We start from the raw sequence: 18033 nt of genomic DNA on the forward strand, positions 1-18033 counted from the left end.
TATGCCTACACTCCGGCTTATCGACTGCAATAAAAAAAACCCGGCCAATAATTGCCAGGTTTTACCATATATATTGAGCGATGAGAAGTTACAATCTAATTCCAATACCTGCTGTGATGTAAAAACGATTACGGCCGTATTCACCGTTTGATGCGATCAGATTTTGCGGCATTACAAACGATGGACTTACTACCGCATTCATTTTACCCATAACCAGCACAATCGGCATGGTATATTCGTATGCGAGTAATGAAAACGTATTTACATTTCTTGTACCGGTTACTGTTTGCGGAGGGCCAACCGGTAATCCGCCAATGGTTCCATTTCTTTTTTCCTCGTAGGTTTCAACAAACCGTTGTGTACCTCCGTATGCTGTAATGGTTGGATTAATAGCCAATGCCCGTGGCTTTCCTTCTTTTAATTTAATAATAAATAAATGATCGAGCCCAGCTGTTGCACCAATATCTGTATTGCTGCTGAATTTAAGATCGGCACCAAGATTTATATTGATGATCTTTGTTTGTATGGTTGTGTTGATCCCGGTTTGATATTTCAAGGCTGATTGTACCAATGAAGATTCTTCTTTGTACAAGAACCTTGATGCAAACAGATTGCCTGTAAAATGTTCACTCTCGGGGAAACGATAACCCAATTCCACACTACCTCCTGTTAATTGAAACGGCAATGCACTGTTTTGTATAAAGATGGCAGCACCTTGTGCATACAATCCATTTTTCAATTGATATCCCACGATTGGCAACGTAGCGCTGCTGCTTAAACTATCTGTACGTCCGAGAAAATGTACCAGCGTTTGATGAGCAAGTGTTGCTGTAAATACAGGTTTTCGTGTATCAGTTTTTGTTGTGTCGTCCTGTGCTGCAAGAAACAGCGGACACAAGAGCAACAAAAAGGAAAAGAGTTGTTTTATTTTTTTCATGGCCTTACAGTTTGGTTCGGAAGAAAGAAGTCCCGCTTCTGCGGGACTTCCAGTTCCCGATCGTCATGATTTCTATAACTACCTATAAAACTTATTGACGACCGGCAGTAACTGTTGAGTTACTGTTTGCTGACACTTCTACATCAGCGCCCGCTTCCGTATTCTTCACTTTCTTTACAGTTGCTTTTGTAGTTTGTTTTGCCTCAGCTGTTGTGTTGCCTGCTTTCGTTTTAATTTTCTTTGTTTTCAGTTTTGCATCAGTTGTTACTTCTGTACTACTATTCACATCACCATTGGCAGATGCATCGTTTGCATTAACCTCACCGTTTGCATTGGCATTGGTGTTACTGCTGATGTTGAGCCCCGGCTTTACTTCATTCCGCATTTCTTTTGTTGTTGTGCGGATGCCTTGTGCTTCTGTTACAACTAATTCTTTTACTTCTGTTGCCATACCATTTCCTTGCTCAGCAGCATTTGTTTCACCCTTTACACGGGTATCCACTGCTGTTTCGTTTGTTACTTTCGCATTAGTTCCTTTGGCCGTAGCATTTGCAGCTGCATTTGTTTTTGCAGTTACGTTTGCTGTTGTACGTGTTGTAACATTCGCAGTAGTTTGCACTACTTTACCGGTTGCCTGTACCACTCTTGTAGTAGCCTGTGTTGTTTTACTTACCACATCTGCAACTTTACTTGTGTTTACAGTAGCTTTTGTAACAGCACTGGTTGTACTGTTCAAATTCAGGTTCACCTGAGCAAAAACTGCGTTACCTAAAAGCATCACTACTGCAGCGGCTGTTAATTGTTTCATCTTGTTCTTCATTTGATTGTTTTTTTTGTGATTGATAAATTAAAAGCGTTTTGCTTTATTTCCGGATATACAGACAGAGGATGTTTTCGCAGGTTTAAAACTGTTGATAACTTATTTTTTTACATCAACATCCGGTATAAAGCAGAAAGTGTGCCAACAGAAATAATTGATCATTCATAAAAATAAACTTCTACTTATTGACTGCTCAAAATCAATAAGAAACGATCGTTTTTGTGAATAAAAAAGAACAGCACTGTTGCTGTTCTTTTTTTATTTTATGAATGTAAATCCGTTACTTTTTCTTTTACGTAACTATTTGTTTTTTCTTTTGCTGCAAAACAAATTGATCATTACAATAATACTGTTTCAATTGCTTTTTCAATTGCTTTGTATGCATTGATCTTTCCATGTCCGACCCTATTGAGATGTTCTAACCCTGCTTCACTGCTTACAGCATCTGCTGTTGATAATAAACAATCACGTACATCCGTAGCCGTTAGTGCAGGATTGATGGCTACAAGTATGGCAGCTATTGCCGATACAATGGCAGTGGCAGCACTGGTACCGCAAAAGATATCGGTGTATTTCCCGTTGTTTCTGGTAGTGGAAATAAATAAACCCGGCGCAGCAATATCCACTTCACGCCCGTAACAGGAACCAAATTTCTGATCGGATGGAGTATTGACGAGATTCACCCATTCTGATTTATTGTTAACAGCAGCAACGGTAATCACTTCATCCATTCTTCCGGGAAACTGTACTGCATGATCATCACTTGCACGCACATAGTTTCCGGCTGCTGCACAAAAGATCACTCCTTTTGAAAAGCCGTATTGAATGGCTTCTGCTACCAACGGACTTGGTTCCATTCGCCAACTTAAATTGATCACCCGTGCATTGTTATCAACTGCACGTTTTATTCCTTCACTGATGCGTAATGCATTTACACCTCCTACATTATCCTGTGTAAAATAAATACGTCCGGACATGATCTTACAAAACGGATTGATCCCGGCAATACCTACCCCATTATCCTGTATCGCTGCAATAACACCAGCTACTGATGTGCCATGATGATCTTTATCTTTCGGCAATAATTTATTGGCACCAAACACACTGAAATTCTGATGCCATAAATTCGGATCCCTCAGATCAGGATGTGTTGTATCCACACCTTCATCCAATACAGCTACACAAATCGTTTTGTCGAGTGTGAGTTGATTGTCTGCGATCAACTTCAATCCATCCAGTATTCCGATATCATCTCCGGGAATTCCGTTGAACTGACCGGTATTTTCCAAGATCCATTGCGTTGAAAACTTAGGATCATTCAATGAAATTGCTGTGTTTTGTATATGATGTAATACATAAGGCTCAGCGAATTCTGCAATGCCACTATCATAATATGTTTTTGCAAGTGCAGCCAGTTTGTTCACCGACATTTTTTTGAAATAACAGAGATAAATATGACCGGCTTTGTCGTGTACTTTTTTTCGCAGCAGTCCGTTGGCTTTATTAAATTCATCGGTATGCTTGCTTACACCGCCTCTGAACCGTATGATCAATATCGAGTACTCCTGTTTTTTTTCGCTGCTGATATTTTTACTGTTGATCTTTTTTTTGATTCCTTGTTGATAAACAAAATAAGACATGACGATTGATTGATGCTGTTACCAATTATAATACAAGGCCGCACTACCCCAGGAATGATTGCGTGCAGTTGGAAGATTTGTTTCCGATGTGCGTAAAATGTACGGTTGAAAAATAGCCGTGAGTTTACCAATATTCAACATCACTCCACTTTCTGCTTCAAACAAAAAGCGGTTCACTTGTTCTTTCGTTAACTCAAATTCATTTTGCTTGAACTGACCTGTCAATAACGCATTGTACACCACGGCCCTTCCTCTGAACTGTACAAAAAAACTGAACTCCGGTTTTTTATCGATCCGTGAAGGCGCTTGTGACACCACCGACATTCCTGAATTATTAAACTTCCAAAACGGTGTTGTAAACCGACCGATGCGAAATGATAGACCACTCGCCATATTGGTATAATAGCCAAGATTTGTTTCGAGCAACCACGTTGCCTGCATTCGTTTCAACTGTGTTTGTGTGGGATGTGTTTCTTCGAAGATGGGTTTCATGAATTGCAGTTGATATAGCAGCGTAGGTTCACCTCCATCAGAAATTTGTGTGGGCCAGCCAACAGGCACTGCCCGTTTTCCATCAAAGAAGTTTTTATGGATATATGATTGTACCGCTTCTGCTACTCTGGTACCAATAATGCCCAATACAAAGCGGCTGGTAATACTACTTTGCTCCCGTAAGTCTTCTGATGAATTGATAACGGTGGTGCGTGAAGCTCCAATGCCCAATATATTTCCATAGGGCCGGTCGTTTGTTACAGGTGTAAGCGATTCCAAATTCAAGGGTGTAAAGGCACCATCAAATAATTGCATCCCGGTGAGATAGTTGTCACCTTCTTTGTGCCATTTTTTGATTCCAAAAAGCCAATCGGCACCTTTTCTTAAAAGCGGAACGATGAGGTAATTTTTATCAAACACCGGGCCGTTCATATTAATGCTTACACCCATTGTGTAATTGCGGTCCTGGTTTTGCGGTGTGAAAAAATCCTGATCGAAAATAAGGCCAAAGCCATACGATGAATCCTGCGTCTGCTCATTTTCCTGAGCATAACTAAAAGAAGCTGCAAAGCAGCATAGCAAAATGGTGAGTGTTTTCATTTGACAATTGTTAGTGATAAGATCAACCAATGTAAAAAAAAGAAAACGCTTTTGAAAGAGTGAAAATACGGTTGGGGATAAGTGTATTACACGGGTGCAGCAACGCCCTGACGAAGGTCAGGATTTTGTATTACCAGCATTAGGAAAGCAGTAAATTCGGCATGCTATCTTTCGCCCTTAAATGTTCATTCATGAAAAAGATCATCAGTTCCGGCTTTGTCGTTAGCCTTGTGTTACTGGCTTTTGCCTACCTGTGTTTATTGATAATGCCCGTTCTGCTTCCAAAAGTGGCGGAAGAATACTATAGTCCGGCATTTGTAAACGATGAATCCCGCAACCTGTTGTACTATGTACATCCTGTTGTATTGGCATTTGGTCTTGCATGGTTCTGGAACCGCTTCAAAAAATTATTAAAAGGAAATGCACTGATGCAGGGAATTGAAATGGCGTTGATCTATGTAGCCATTGCCACTATTCCATCGCTACTCATTACGTTCAGTGCAATTGACGTATCGTTTTTAACCATCATTTCCTGGTTAGTATATGGATTTTTCCAGGCATTGATCGCCGGCATTATTTTTTCAAGGATGCATGCATAAAAAAACCTGAACTTCATTACAACCGCTTTCGATTTGTATTGTGCTACCCTGTTGAGCAAGTAGTTCAGTGTTGGCTTTGCACTATCGGCATACTTCAGCTGCAGCAAAAATTGAGAATGCACATCTTGATCTCCTGTGTTTTTGCTCTGCCAATCCATGGCAATAAAATTACTCAATCAACTCATCATCATACGTCTGGTGAATTACTGAATTGACTGCATCGCTACGTCCATCCGCAGCGGAAAAAAGACCTCCATTTTCATTGCATTAACCACTTAAACAGTGTGCAATCGGTTGTGCTGTATTTCGCCTTCTGAATCAGCATAAGTTAACTCCTATACTCTACTTTTAGCAAGGACATTTCAATTGAAATTCCCTAGTAAACTTAATTAAACTGCAAATTCATTATGCGACATTTTCTTTTGTTTTTTCTTTTATCCGGCACATTACATGCACAAACTACAGGCGATAAACAATTGCCTTCACGCACAGAAATTATTACACCACTTCATAAAGATAAATTTTGCGAAGACAGTTTACGCAACTCCAGAAAACAAGGCGGTAATCCACAAACCAAAGATGGGTACCTGCTATTTAACGGCTCAACCGATGGTAACCGCCAGGTAGATCCGCAAATTGCTGTGGGTGGTGGTTATGTATTGCACGGAACAAACAACGGCCTTATTATTTATACCAAAAAAGGTGAGTTTGTTGCAGGTATTTCGCAAAAACATTTTAACAATGGCATTGATCCAAAGATGGGTTACGAACTTCATAATAAAGTATTCCTGTTCGATCTTTGGTGGTACTACGATAAAGAAAAAGTAAAACCCGTTAATATTTCTGTCTCTGAAACAAGCGATCCAACTGCTGCCTGGAACACCTACCCTGTTCCTGCACAAAAAGGTGTTGATGGTGGTGGTATTGGTTACAGCAAAAAATGGATCGGTTATTCATTTCCCGGTGGAGAGGAAAGAACATTTGTATTAAAACTTGCTGAAGCAAAATCAGGAAAGCCTGCAACAATTTATCATTTCGCAGGAAGCTTAGGTCATCCTGTTGCTATGCAGGATAATGTGGATGATCTGTATTTCTTTGATATTGCCGGGCCCAACTTTATCATCAGAAAAGTAACTGAAGGTGCGGATGGTGTTCCATATTGTGTAGTTGTTTCGAAGAAACCACATCAATTGCAATATTATAATTATCCACCTCAATCATCACAAAAAGGAACTGCACAAAAAGTATCAAGTGGCGATCGTAATCCTAAAAACTTAGTGTATCAAAACGGTAGTCTTTGGTTTTCCCACGCCGTTAATAAGAACGGACATTCTGCAGTACAATGGCACCAGATCAAAGGAGATGATGGTACTATTCTGCAAACAGGTATTATTTCAAGTGATACAACCAACTATATACAAACCACATTAGCGGTGAATAAACGAAACGATGTGCTCATTGGCTTCCAGGAAGTAAATGGTGCTTCATTCATCAGCCCGAGGTTTGCTTACAGATATGCAAATGATGCAGCAGGAACTGTTCGTGAAATTGTAAACGTTGGAGAAGGAAAGGGTGCTGCTGATGGTGTTGCCTGGGGCGACTACAGCGGAAGTGTAATTGATGGCGACAACTTACTTGACTTGTGGACCATTCAAAGCATTGCAAATGAAAAAGGCCGTGGAGAAACTGTAATTGTGAAAGTTCCGTTCACAAAGAAGAAAAAGAAGAAGAGAAAATAACTACCTGAGCATTGCTTACTGAAAAGCCCTCATTCGAGGGCTTTTCTATTGCTGGAAATATTTCTGAATCGAATCTGGAGTAATGAGTTTTATCAGCATAACATGATGTTGTACAAATGAAAGTTGTTATGCTTCGCTCATGTCAGCAGCTTTGTTCAGCATGGTTTCAAATAACTCCTTCTTTTCCTGCAAGCGTTGTAATAAAACGATCTGATTTTTAGCCCGTACAAAATTATGCTGCGGATACCGGCTGCCATAGTACACATCATTGTTGAGATAATCTGTAAGAAACCGGATGGCTTGCATATAGATCATAAATGTACCCGAATAAAAAAAGTATTTCTTTTCTTCTGCTGATAACTCGTTCTTCACTTCATTGAAATAACCGCTGACGATTGCTTCATAAAATTCATCCCTCACTTCAACCAGAGAATAATCACTTTCTTCTTCGCTTACAGGTGAGAGATAGGTACGCATCATATCGCCAAGATCGCTGATGAAATAGCCGGGCATCACAGTATCCAGATCAATTACACAGATACCGTTATTGTAACTGTCGAATAACACGTTACTGATCTTGGTATCGTGATGCGTAGCCCTTATTTTAAAGCCGGTTCCGTTTTTTAATTTTTCAAAATCACGAACAATATCATTGTTCAGCTTAATAAACTGAATGAGTTCATCAGCTTCGTTTATTCGGCTCTTATCGCCTGTTGTAAGCGCTTCTAAAAACTGCTGGTACCGTAAGGACAAATTATGAAAATCGGGGATTGTAATTTTCAAATCACTAACGGAAATGCCGGCCAGCATATTTGTAAACTTACCAAACCTTGCTGCGGCCTGAAACGCTTGCTCTGGTGTTTCTACCACATCCTTTGAATGTGAATCGGGAATAAACGGAAACATGCGGAAATATTCATGTTCGCTTTTTTGTACAAGCGTACTTCCGTCCAATGCAAAAATCGGTTGCAACAAATTGTATTGAGGATAGTATTGCTGCAAATGTGCCGCAATAAGATTCAGATTCTTATCAATATCTTCAGGTTTCTTGAATACTTCATCATTTACTTTTTGAAGTACATAATCCTTCCCATCTACCGAAAGCTTCCAGGTTGAATTGATCAATCCATTTCCTAAAGGAGACATATGCAATTCATCTCTCTTCAACCCATAACGCCTTATAACAAACTCCAACATTACTTTCTTTTTAATTGAACAATGCCTGCCCTCAGAAAAAATTACAGATGAATAATAAACAGCCTGCCTTCTTTAATGCACAACAAATCAGTGTTTTTTACACAAAGGTCAACAGTTGAATGATGTTTCGATAACAAGTATGCATGATCGATGAATAAAAAATTCGTTTTCATGGGCGGCGATCTGTGAAACGGTATTTAAATCAATCCACACTTCTATACTTTGCGCTGCTGTTTACAATTTCACAAATTCCTGCTCGTACAGCTCAAGCCATTTACTGCCTTCCAATCCCCATACTGCCTGTGTATTTAATTTCAACCAATAAAAAACTGTTGTAGCAAACCCTGAGTTTGTTAAGAACAAGTTTGTTTTTCCCGGATCCACAACACTTGAGAAACTACATGGAAATTCAGGAACGGGCTTCCATTCAAAACTGCTTTGCAGAATAAAATCTTTATTAACAGCGCCGGGTGCATAGTTTTTAAACCGACCACCTAATCCATCTGTACATGGCCAGTAGCCTGTAAGGTTCGCATACTTACTGTGTTGTGTAATGTTTTTTACACAAAGGTTTGCTGCTACTTCTGCAGAGCTTAAGCCTACATTGAATATTTTAATATCGGATACATTGTATGCAACATGCGATGTAAGTGCATCGCCTGCATTTCCCTGACCCCAACCTAAGATCAATGGTTGAGGCGACGTAATTGCACCAAACGAAGAAATATCTGTTTCGTCAATTTTTACACCATCCCTGTAACGCTTGGCCCAACGTTTTGAAGCACTGTCAACAAACACCAATGTAAGCGTATGCCAACTGTTATCAACTACCGCAGGTGATTGCGGAAGCCCCGGTTGAATACGCACATTACCACTGGCACCTCTTAACTGTAAATTCCAGTTATTGTTACCGCCGGAAAAATAGGCAAAGCCGGGATCGCCCGAATCAAGAATATTACCTGATGCAGGTCCTTTCTTCGTAACAAACAACGGAAAGCCACCACTACGGCTGCCTTTCATTTTCATTTCTATCGTCATAGGCCCTGTACCCGGATTATAAGCAGAAGCATCGCTCATAACTGCTCTTACACCTCCCTGTCCTCCTTTCATTTGTACATTCACAAAAGACCCTTGCTTTGTAAATTCTGTTTGCTTAAATGCTTCGTTGTAATAAAAAGAAAAAGCCGTTGTTTCTTCAGGGCTAAAGCCACCATGGCTGTTTCCTGTACCACCATGTGTACTGGCTACCACCACCAACCATTCTTCATTCTTATTATACCCGGGCCTTGCTTTTAATGCCATCATCATTTCGCCAATATAGTTGTCAACCTGTGATGCTGCATTTTTATAATCGCTGTTTGCTTCACTGAACCCACCCGATTTACCGGCAATAGCAACAGAGTTGAAATGCACCACCATAAATTCAGGATTGCCATTTTTAATTCGCTTTACTGCAGAATCTTTCACCGCTACATCGTTGGCTGCTGTTACAGGATCCTGTACTTCAGGCACCAGTTTTTCAACCATGGTTGACCAAGGCGAAATAAACACTGTACGCATTTCATTTTTGGGTGAAGAAAGGATGTACGAAAAAATTGAAGGGAAATTCGGTATTGCTCCGTGTTGCGGATCATTGATCCCTTGCGTATAAATGAATGTACTGTCTTTTATTTTGTGACGTGAATAAGAGATACCGCTCATGAGTGTTTTCCACGATGCACCTGAAGTACTTAATTCATCTGATATACCATCCCAGCTGTATTTACTTTTTGCCAACATACCCTGCAATGCAGGCAATGTCATTTTTTTATACTCACCGGGCACTGCACCATCAATACCAATGAACAGTATTCTGCGTGATGCAGGCTTTGTTGTATCGCCCGGATCCTCAAAATAAGGAGGCGGATCAACATAACGTTTACAGGAGGCAAACAATATGATCATGATTCCTACAGAAGAAAGTAAGAGAGCAATATGCAGTTTGTTCTTTTTCATGTGTAATTATTTATTTTTTTTGGCCACATGTTATTCACCATAAAATTTTTATCGGTAGTTGTTATAAATTACCTCAAAAATTTTATGGCTCATTTCATATTATTCATTTATCTCGAATAAAAAATTAAGGTCGTACAATATTTATTTCAGCTAATGCTGAGTTGTTACCTGTTGGATCATTATCGGATGTAGCAGATACAACATACCGGAAATACCTGGCTGTAATATTTGCAGTGAGATTGAAGCTTTGTAATCCCTGTTGATTCAACAATGTCATAGCACCGGCAATTGTACTTGCACCGGTCACAAACGTAACCGGGGTCCAGTTAATATTATCGTCACTTACCTGTACCCGTATGTTTTTAATACGGGTTGCTGTACCTGTACCACTTTGCCTTAATGCAGCAGCAAAACCTTTGATGACTGTTGGCACAGCCATATCCACCGTAATTGTGTGCGTTGGCGATGTTGGTCCGGTACCGGTTCCATAATTACTATGCCAATACGTAGTGAACGAACCATCGAATGCATTATTAATGGTTCCGTTTGAACCTTCACTTGTAGACCATGAACTTGCAGTGGCCGTCCAGATCGTTCTCTTTTCAGTTGCCTCTCCATCTCCACCTGTTTTTGTTAATGGGTTATACTTCCATATTTCCTGGAATGATAAAGGATAAACGCCTGCCATCTTGTTTAGTGAAATAGTACTCACGGTAATACCCCATGCTTTGAAAAATGCACGCATATCCCTGCGGGTAAAATCGCATAATGTTTCGTACACAAAATCACGTTTGTTCTGATCGGTCAACGATATCCTGTTTGAACGTCTTGTTTTTTTGTACAACTCTGTTACAAAGCTCCATCCATCCGGTTGCCCGGGATAACCCCAATTAGCCGGTATCTTACTCATGATCTGAATGAATGGTGTTAACCGTGCAAACGGATCATTGATCGCAGCATCGGTGCCATCAAAATTTCTTGTGCCTATAGCAGAAGATGCCCATGTGATTGCTCCGGGTATTGCTGTTGCCAGCGCAGGATGTTTCGGAGGCCATGCAGTTGGAGTTATTGCGCTCAACCGATTGGCAACTTTAAACGAGAAAATGTTACAGGTAACTTCACCTAATGTGCTCCAGCTCCAATAAGTACCTTGCTGATTGTTGTGCCCCACTTCATGGAATACACCCCAGTTACCGCCGCCATTAATGTTGGTGACGTTGCCAATTCCATCGAACCAACTGTAATCGTTTTGCACAACAATTGGGAAACCAGAGTGACCATAACCTACAACAGGTTTAATATCCATCACCACTCTCCATGGAAGAAGCGGTGCTTCATCAATTGCATCAACAGGATTTTCACTCAAACCTTCCCATTGGTAAAAATCAAGATTGATAATATCATCCCAATCCTGCATTGCTTTTTGAATATCAGCAAACGGCCGGTCGATACAATATTGACGTGGTACAACAAAGATCATGTTGGCACTTCTTAATTCAAGCCATGGTACACAGGATGAACGTATGGCAGCTTCCCAGGTTGCCCGATCAGTTTGTCCCAGTACAAAATCAGGCGACTTCACAACATTCGTAAATGATAAGTTTACCGGAGTTGCAATTGGGCGACCTGCGAATATATAAATATGGCCTCCGTATAAATTCCGTAAATAATTTCTTCCGGGATTTAACTGGCTGCGTGTATAAATAACGGGATCACGTGGTGCATTCTGGATAGTAGAAAGATTATCCGTCCATGCACCTATTTGTACAGACAATGAATATTCGTTTTGCGGAACATCAATGATCACCAACTCACCGGGAGCTGCATAAAGCCCCGTACTGAATTGCGGACTTGGCGGAACAGAGATACGCAACTCATCCTGCACATGGTTGTAATTTAAATTCATTGCAATATCCACTTTGGTTCGTGGTTCAGATGCACACACCAAACCGGGAAACACCCTTGCCTGTGCGTACTTACTTGCATCTACATTTTTAATACTTGTATCAACCGTAATGCTGCCTGCAGGCGCACCATTACCGGGAGTACCATCTTCAAATTCGTATGCATATTTTTTTCTGCATGCGGTTACTGCTACTGAAAGTAACAGCAGGCAAACCGATAATCGCTTAACAAGAATAACAGAATTCATGCTTGTTCGTTTTATTGTAACTAGTTTATTGATCGTTCGTTTTCTTTATTAACCTCCACTTACATCGCTGTAGGTCGGAATCCAGTTTTTTCCATCTAATCCCCATGCAGCAGGTACCGTAATTCCAAACCATGCATAGATCTGCGTTGCTACATCCACCGAGTTTGGAACTGTTTTGTAAACAGGTTCGCTAACAGGAGGACAAACATTTGCATTGAGATCATTAAAGCTGCCCGGAGAATAAGCTTCAAGTGTGAAAGCACGACCGAACGGACTTGCGTCTTGCATTTTAAACACACCATTATCATTGATAACAGGGAAGCCTGGCCAGAAACCAACAAGATTATTATAATACTGACTGGATGGTTCAATGCTTGTTGTACAATACGTATTTGCAATATAGCTGTCGGGCAAGGCCACGTTGAAATACCTGATATCCGTTATATGATAATTGCTGAGCCCTGTTACATTATCTGGAGGAAGATTTCCGATTGTAAGCGGTTGAGGACTGTTGAGATTTCCATAACTGGTAATATCTCTTGTAGCTGCAGAAATACCTGTGTTATAAAGAACACCATCAGTATAGGTATAAACGTTTCTGGCAGCGCCTTCTTTTCTTATTACAACGGTAAGTGTATGCCATTGACCATCGGCAATTACATGCCCACGAATCTGGCGGTTTCCTAAACTTGTTTGTCCAATGTTCACCATCCAATAGTTAGCTTCCAGAAAAAACACCCATCCAACAACTCCGCCGGAAAAAGATGCACGTTTTGATACGATCGCAGGATAGTAGTAATTCCCGACCGGTATCTTTACTTTACATGAAATCGTCATTTCCCCTGTTGATCCAATATCAAATGCCGATCCTCCATCCAATACTTTCGCTCTGCGATTTTGTGCGAGTGTACCTGAAAACAATGGCGCCGTTCCTGTGTACGGAATCAATGCACCGGGCTTTGATAATCCTTTGCTGTTAAAGCGTGGGTTAAAGCAAAAGAAAAACGTATTATGTCGTGTATCCTCAAACGCAGACCATGAGCCGGATGGATTGTAAACTGTATTGCTTCCTTTGTTTGAAGTAATGATCACCATCCAGTTTTCTGATTTGAATGATGGACGGTTTCTGAGAGCAGTTAATATTTCACCAATGTATGCATCGGTTTGTAAGATCGCATCTTTATAAGTTGTTGAACCAACTGTGTACGATGATGCTACACCTGCTTTATCAACCGCATGAAATTGTGCCAGCACCAGGTCAGGGTTTTGTGTATTCAATTCAGCTTTCACTGCTTCTTTTACCGCTGCATCATTTTCATTGAACGATTCATGTTTTGTAGCGTCTGCTGCCAGTTCACCGGCAATACCATTTGATGAAAAGAACGCAGTTGTTCGCATGCCGGGCCTTTGTTGCTTGAGTCTTGTAAACAACGAAGGATAATCTGCAAAACGGTTACCGGTAAAATTTGCACCGGTAACATTGTGCTTATTTACTTTTACGCCGGTAAACAGGTTCGACCAACCTAATTCATTTGTAACATTTACGTTATCATAATCGCTCAATGCATCCCATGAAAAGATGGAATAATCTACAAGGCTGTTAAGCACGGGCGGGTTCGATACCTGCACCTGTGTACCTACTGCACCGTCAACTACGATCACCAATGTTTTTGGATTAACAACTGTTGCAGCATTTCCACCTGCAGTTGTTTCCAAAGGATTGGGAAATGATTTATTGCAGCTTGCTGCTATAAATCCTGCTCCGGCAAAGAGAAATAAAACCTTTAGATATTTCAGACGTATCATAATCGTATCAATTAATGTGTTTATGAATCTGTTAGTTTTCCATACGGATTTTTACAATGTCTCCAACTGTCTTACCATCGAACCTGTCAAAATCTCCTACCAGTATTACACCAGGTGTTCCGTTAATAACGATCTGTACCAGATCATTGATGGTTCCTCTGAATAATCCGGTGTTGTTGTAACCCAACGCCAATTCACCGTTACTTTCAAGCACCATAAAACCGGGACGAACAATTGATTTATCGGGTGTAGTCAAATAATTGTAGTTGTAATGACTAAAGCTGCCGGCAACAATAATTTTTCCATTGTTTAACTGTGCAGCAAAAGTTGGTATACCACCTGTTGCCCGTCCAAACTTGAACGTTGCGTCTGTTGAACCATCAGGGTTGATCATCACAACACCATTTGCATCCTGTCCATTGTATTTCTTGAAATCACCAACAAGTAAAATTTTATTGGTAGTTGCATTATATCTGATCTTATTGATTGGGCCATCAGCACCAACTCCGCCTTGATTAAACGTAGCATCTACCAATCCGTTTGCCGGATTAATGCGTGTGATATAGTTTGTGGTTGTTCCGTTAAACGTTGTAAAATTTCCTGCAAGAATGATCTTTCCATCGTTCAACTGCACGGCATCATAAATAAATCCATTACCGCCTTCGTAACCTTCCTTCGTTGCAAAATTGAAATTGAATGAAGAATCAAATGCACCGGTTGATTTCATGCGAATCAACTGACGCACTTTCACCAGATCCACAAACGGACCTGTTTTGGTTGAGCGCTCATAAAACGTACTTACATGACTTGAGAAATTTCCTATCAGGGTAATATCACCTGTTGTTGAATTGAAAAACATTTTTGTAATACCACCACCGGATGTTCCTCCATTCAGAGATGCCACTGTTGCCGTTCCGTCATTTGGAAAATTGACCGGGTCTGGATTAATGATGTCAACAATCTGCGTTTCCAATACACCGGCTGATGTTAAACGGGTAATATTGTTGATGCCATTGGTAGTATCGTAACTGCTGAAAGCGCCTCCGATCAAGTATTGACCGGTGGGTTGTTGAATTACACTTGTTAAACTTCCTGCAACACCCGTTTTGCCAACCTTCATTTGATCGGCTACAGCTTTGTATGCACAGTTGAGATCAACAATTGCCATACCTGTAATCGGATTCGCTACGGTAGCACTGTTTTGGTAGTTAGAAAAACGTCCGTACAGAAAATAGGAAGTATTATCAGAACGCAGAAAAATACCATTGATCGCACCATCTGAAACATATGCATCTGGATTAAAGGAAGCATCAATGGAAAGTTTTCCTTTGATCACAAATGTTGGTCCGAAGTAGTATTGTCCGTTGATGAGCACATTGGCAGCACCTGTACTTGCTCCTAACGGAACCTTTACTGTAATTGCATTTTCTTCAACTGTTATAATTTCTGCTTCGGTAAGATGAACGAAAAACTTAAACTGTCCTTCCTTTCCTTTCAAACCGTTCACATTAAATTTTACAATGGAACCTTCACTGCCAATGGCAGGATAAGGACCACCATCCAGAAACTTTACCAATACAGGGGGTGGGGCGGGATATACTTCCGAAGGCTCTACCTTTTGTTTTGAGCATGAACTTAAAAGTACAGCTACAAGAAAACAACTGATTGCTGCAAGGCTTACCTGCCTGTTCTTTATTGTCATCGCTGAAAAATTTTTAATCGTTTGCTTTATCATGAAAAACGCTTACGCTTTTTATACTCAGTAAATAATGCCTTTGTCAATTACATCTTCAATAAACTGGGTGGTTCCAAATCCGAAAAAGTGATACTGATAATTCAACACATGTACATATCCGTTAGTGGGTGCAACATTCACCGATGCAACAATAGCCGGGAACCAACTGTTATAATCTCTCGGTGCTGAAACAGATGGGATAAAGGAGATCATCAACTGCCTGTAGCCTGCATACTTTACACCACCGGCATCATTATAGATCACGCCGATATTCATAATGTCGCCGAGATAAGAACTGTAGATCTGTCCGGGATAAGCGGATAAATTGCCCGGGTCGAGCTGCGGATAATCGTTCATTGAACGGGCATCTTTAAACAGGTAACGGCTCAATTGTTTTTTCCATACTTCCGGTTTAATTTGATCGAGCCTTGTTACACGTGGCTTCCCTTTCCTGTCCAACTCGAAATTTAATATCCGTATTGAAAGTGCAATGCTTGAATCGGCAGGAGCAAAGAAGGTGATCTTTTCATTTTTGAATACATCTTCCATCCCTGCAATGCGGATCACTTTCAACAACGAATCCCACATGTATGGTTTTGATTTTAAATAATCAAATACAGTACCCTCGTAATTGGGTGTATGCTTCCCTGTATCAGTGAAGTAATCATTTTTCTGACAACCAACTGAAATGGTTGTGATGAGAACAGCGATGATGATGGAGCGATTCATATATTTCATCTGCCTTTATTTTTATTTGTTATTGCCAGTAATTATTTAATGTCATACCGGGATTATTGACCAATGCCGATGGATGAATAGGCCATGTCCATGCACCTGCTTTAAATTGTTCTACCGTGCAATGGTAACCGAACTTATATGTTGGATCGATGATGCGTTTTGTGCGTACCACATCAAACCAATAATGACCTTCGCCCAATAACTCCCTGCAGCGTTCATAAAAAATATCTGTTTTTAAATCGGCACCTGTACTGGTTAATGGAACAGCAGCAGCTCTTTCACGCACAATATTTACTTTGTCTTTTGCTTTTGCTTCGTTGCCAAGATTTGCTAATGCTTCTGCATGTAACAGAATTGCATCGGTATAGCGGAAAATGATCTGGCTTGCATCAAACGAAGTACCATCAACCGAATTCGGATCACGGTTCACAAAAAACTTCAGCATTTTAAAGGTTCTGTTACCACTGTACATGGTTGTAACATCAAACCAGTAATCAGTTCGTTTGTCAGCCTGTCCAACCGGATAAATGGTTTCCATGAATTTGGTATCGTAACTGATATAAGGATGGCTGGGATCCGGATTCAACCGATCATAATAAACAAGATCATAGTAGTACGACCAGCCAAATGATTCGCCATAGTTTGCATTCTGTGGCACTTCAAACAAACCTTCTTTTGAACGGCCTTTAAAAATTTCACCATTACGTTCCAATGGCAACAACGCATACGCACCTTCGTTATCGTTATACAGCTCATCGCCCAATACATCTACAGCTTCGTAATATCCTTTTTCATTCCCTGTATCAAATGCAGCAAGCCACATGTTGATATGCATTAACAATGCAAGAGCCGATCCTTTCATGCCACGCACAGCCACAAACACCGGATCTTTATACGTCCATGGCAGATCATCTTTTACAGCCATCAAATCTTCCCGGCATTTTTTTAATACTTCCACCATTGGCATACGTTTCAATGGTGCACTGTGGTAAGCATCTGTATAGTAAGCAACATCACCCCACTGACGAACCATCAGGAAATAAGCCATGTTGCGGATGAAGATCGCTTCTGCTTTGTATTGCTTTCTCTCTTCCGTAGTTAATGAAGGATCGGGTACGCCATCAACACGATCAACCGCAATATTAGCCGCAGCGATCACTTTATAAAAATTATCCCACTGGCTGAAACGGATCATATTAAATACACGATACCAGTTATTACCACCACTTGGCGCATCAACAAAAAGTGCATTAATATTATTGTTTGATAAATTACCAATGTAAGTACGCCCCCAGTTCAATTCGGTGTTCTCTTTCGCCATACCACCTCTCAAATCGCCGGAGAAAGCAAAGAAGGGAAAGTTGAATGAACCTGCAGAGGCTTTCATGTCGAGCCTTGCAACAGATTTGCGCAGCAGCTCATACATACCATTGGTATAGTTTTCAAGATCAGTTCTTGTTTTCCAGAAATTATTTCCTGAAAGCGCATTGGGTGGATCAAGACTTAAATATTTTTTACAACCGCTGCCAAACAGAAGTATTGTTGTAACTGTAAGTATGCTGATAATACGTTTCATCTGATTT

The 18033-nt window shown here is 40.5% G+C and carries 13 protein-coding genes; 2 read left to right on the plus strand and 11 right to left on the minus strand.

Going from position 1 to position 18033, the window contains the following annotated elements:
- Positions 1 to 88: 88 nt before the first annotated feature.
- The 4 genes from WG989_RS00970 to WG989_RS00985 form a co-directional block, all read right to left on the minus strand.
- Entirely contained in the window at positions 89 to 937 is an 849-nt protein-coding gene (locus WG989_RS00970) for a hypothetical protein (protein ID WP_340426664.1), read from the minus strand.
- Positions 938 to 1028: 91 nt separating this feature from the next.
- Complete coding sequence (locus WG989_RS00975) at positions 1029 to 1757, minus strand: hypothetical protein (RefSeq protein ID WP_340426666.1); 729 nt, start codon at positions 1755 to 1757, stop codon at positions 1029 to 1031.
- Positions 1758 to 2095: 338 nt separating this feature from the next.
- Positions 2096 to 3397 (minus strand): S8 family peptidase, encoded by a 1302-nt coding sequence (locus WG989_RS00980; protein ID WP_340426667.1) that lies wholly within the window; start codon positions 3395 to 3397, stop codon positions 2096 to 2098.
- 18 nt (positions 3398 to 3415) lie between these two features.
- Positions 3416 to 4489: a lipid A-modifier LpxR family protein gene (locus WG989_RS00985; RefSeq protein WP_340426669.1), complete on the minus strand. Its 1074-nt coding sequence runs from the start codon at positions 4487 to 4489 to the stop codon at positions 3416 to 3418.
- A gap of 191 nt (positions 4490 to 4680) precedes the next feature.
- Here WG989_RS00985 and WG989_RS00990 point away from each other — a divergent pair, with 191 nt between their 5' ends.
- Together WG989_RS00990 and WG989_RS00995 are read left to right on the plus strand one after the other, a co-directional pair.
- The gene (locus WG989_RS00990; RefSeq protein ID WP_340426671.1) at positions 4681 to 5088 is read left to right on the plus strand and encodes a hypothetical protein; all 408 of its coding nucleotides are present in this window, start codon (positions 4681 to 4683) and stop codon (positions 5086 to 5088) included.
- A 407-nt stretch (positions 5089 to 5495) separates the two neighbouring features.
- On the plus strand, positions 5496 to 6827 hold the full coding sequence (locus WG989_RS00995) for a hypothetical protein (protein WP_340426673.1): 1332 nt from the start codon (positions 5496 to 5498) through the stop codon (positions 6825 to 6827).
- Between the two features lie 126 nt (positions 6828 to 6953).
- On the opposite strand, the gene WG989_RS01000 is transcribed toward WG989_RS00995, so the two are convergent.
- The 7 genes from WG989_RS01000 to WG989_RS01030 form a co-directional block, all read right to left on the minus strand.
- Positions 6954 to 8024 carry a phosphotransferase enzyme family protein gene (locus WG989_RS01000; protein WP_340426674.1) on the minus strand — a complete coding sequence of 357 codons (1071 nt, stop codon included), beginning with the start codon at positions 8022 to 8024 and terminating at the stop codon, positions 6954 to 6956.
- A gap of 234 nt (positions 8025 to 8258) precedes the next feature.
- Complete coding sequence (locus tag WG989_RS01005) at positions 8259 to 10019, minus strand: alkaline phosphatase family protein (protein ID WP_340426676.1); 1761 nt, start codon at positions 10017 to 10019, stop codon at positions 8259 to 8261.
- Positions 10020 to 10143: 124 nt separating this feature from the next.
- Entirely contained in the window at positions 10144 to 12171 is a 2028-nt protein-coding gene (locus tag WG989_RS01010; protein WP_340426678.1) for a M60 family metallopeptidase, read from the minus strand.
- 48 nt (positions 12172 to 12219) lie between these two features.
- Entirely contained in the window at positions 12220 to 13977 is a 1758-nt protein-coding gene (locus WG989_RS01015) for a DUF4983 domain-containing protein (RefSeq protein WP_340426680.1), read from the minus strand.
- A gap of 31 nt (positions 13978 to 14008) precedes the next feature.
- Positions 14009 to 15679 (minus strand): DUF5008 domain-containing protein, encoded by a 1671-nt coding sequence (locus WG989_RS01020; RefSeq protein WP_340426682.1) that lies wholly within the window; start codon positions 15677 to 15679, stop codon positions 14009 to 14011.
- Between the two features lie 57 nt (positions 15680 to 15736).
- Positions 15737 to 16450 (minus strand): hypothetical protein, encoded by a 714-nt coding sequence (locus tag WG989_RS01025; RefSeq protein WP_340426684.1) that lies wholly within the window; start codon positions 16448 to 16450, stop codon positions 15737 to 15739.
- A gap of 19 nt (positions 16451 to 16469) precedes the next feature.
- Positions 16470 to 18026 carry a RagB/SusD family nutrient uptake outer membrane protein gene (locus tag WG989_RS01030; protein WP_340426686.1) on the minus strand — a complete coding sequence of 519 codons (1557 nt, stop codon included), beginning with the start codon at positions 18024 to 18026 and terminating at the stop codon, positions 16470 to 16472.
- Positions 18027 to 18033: the final 7 nt, after the last annotated feature.

The sequence above is a fragment of the Lacibacter sp. H407 genome (genome assembly GCF_037892605.1).
Lineage (GTDB): Bacteria > Bacteroidota > Bacteroidia > Chitinophagales > Chitinophagaceae > Lacibacter.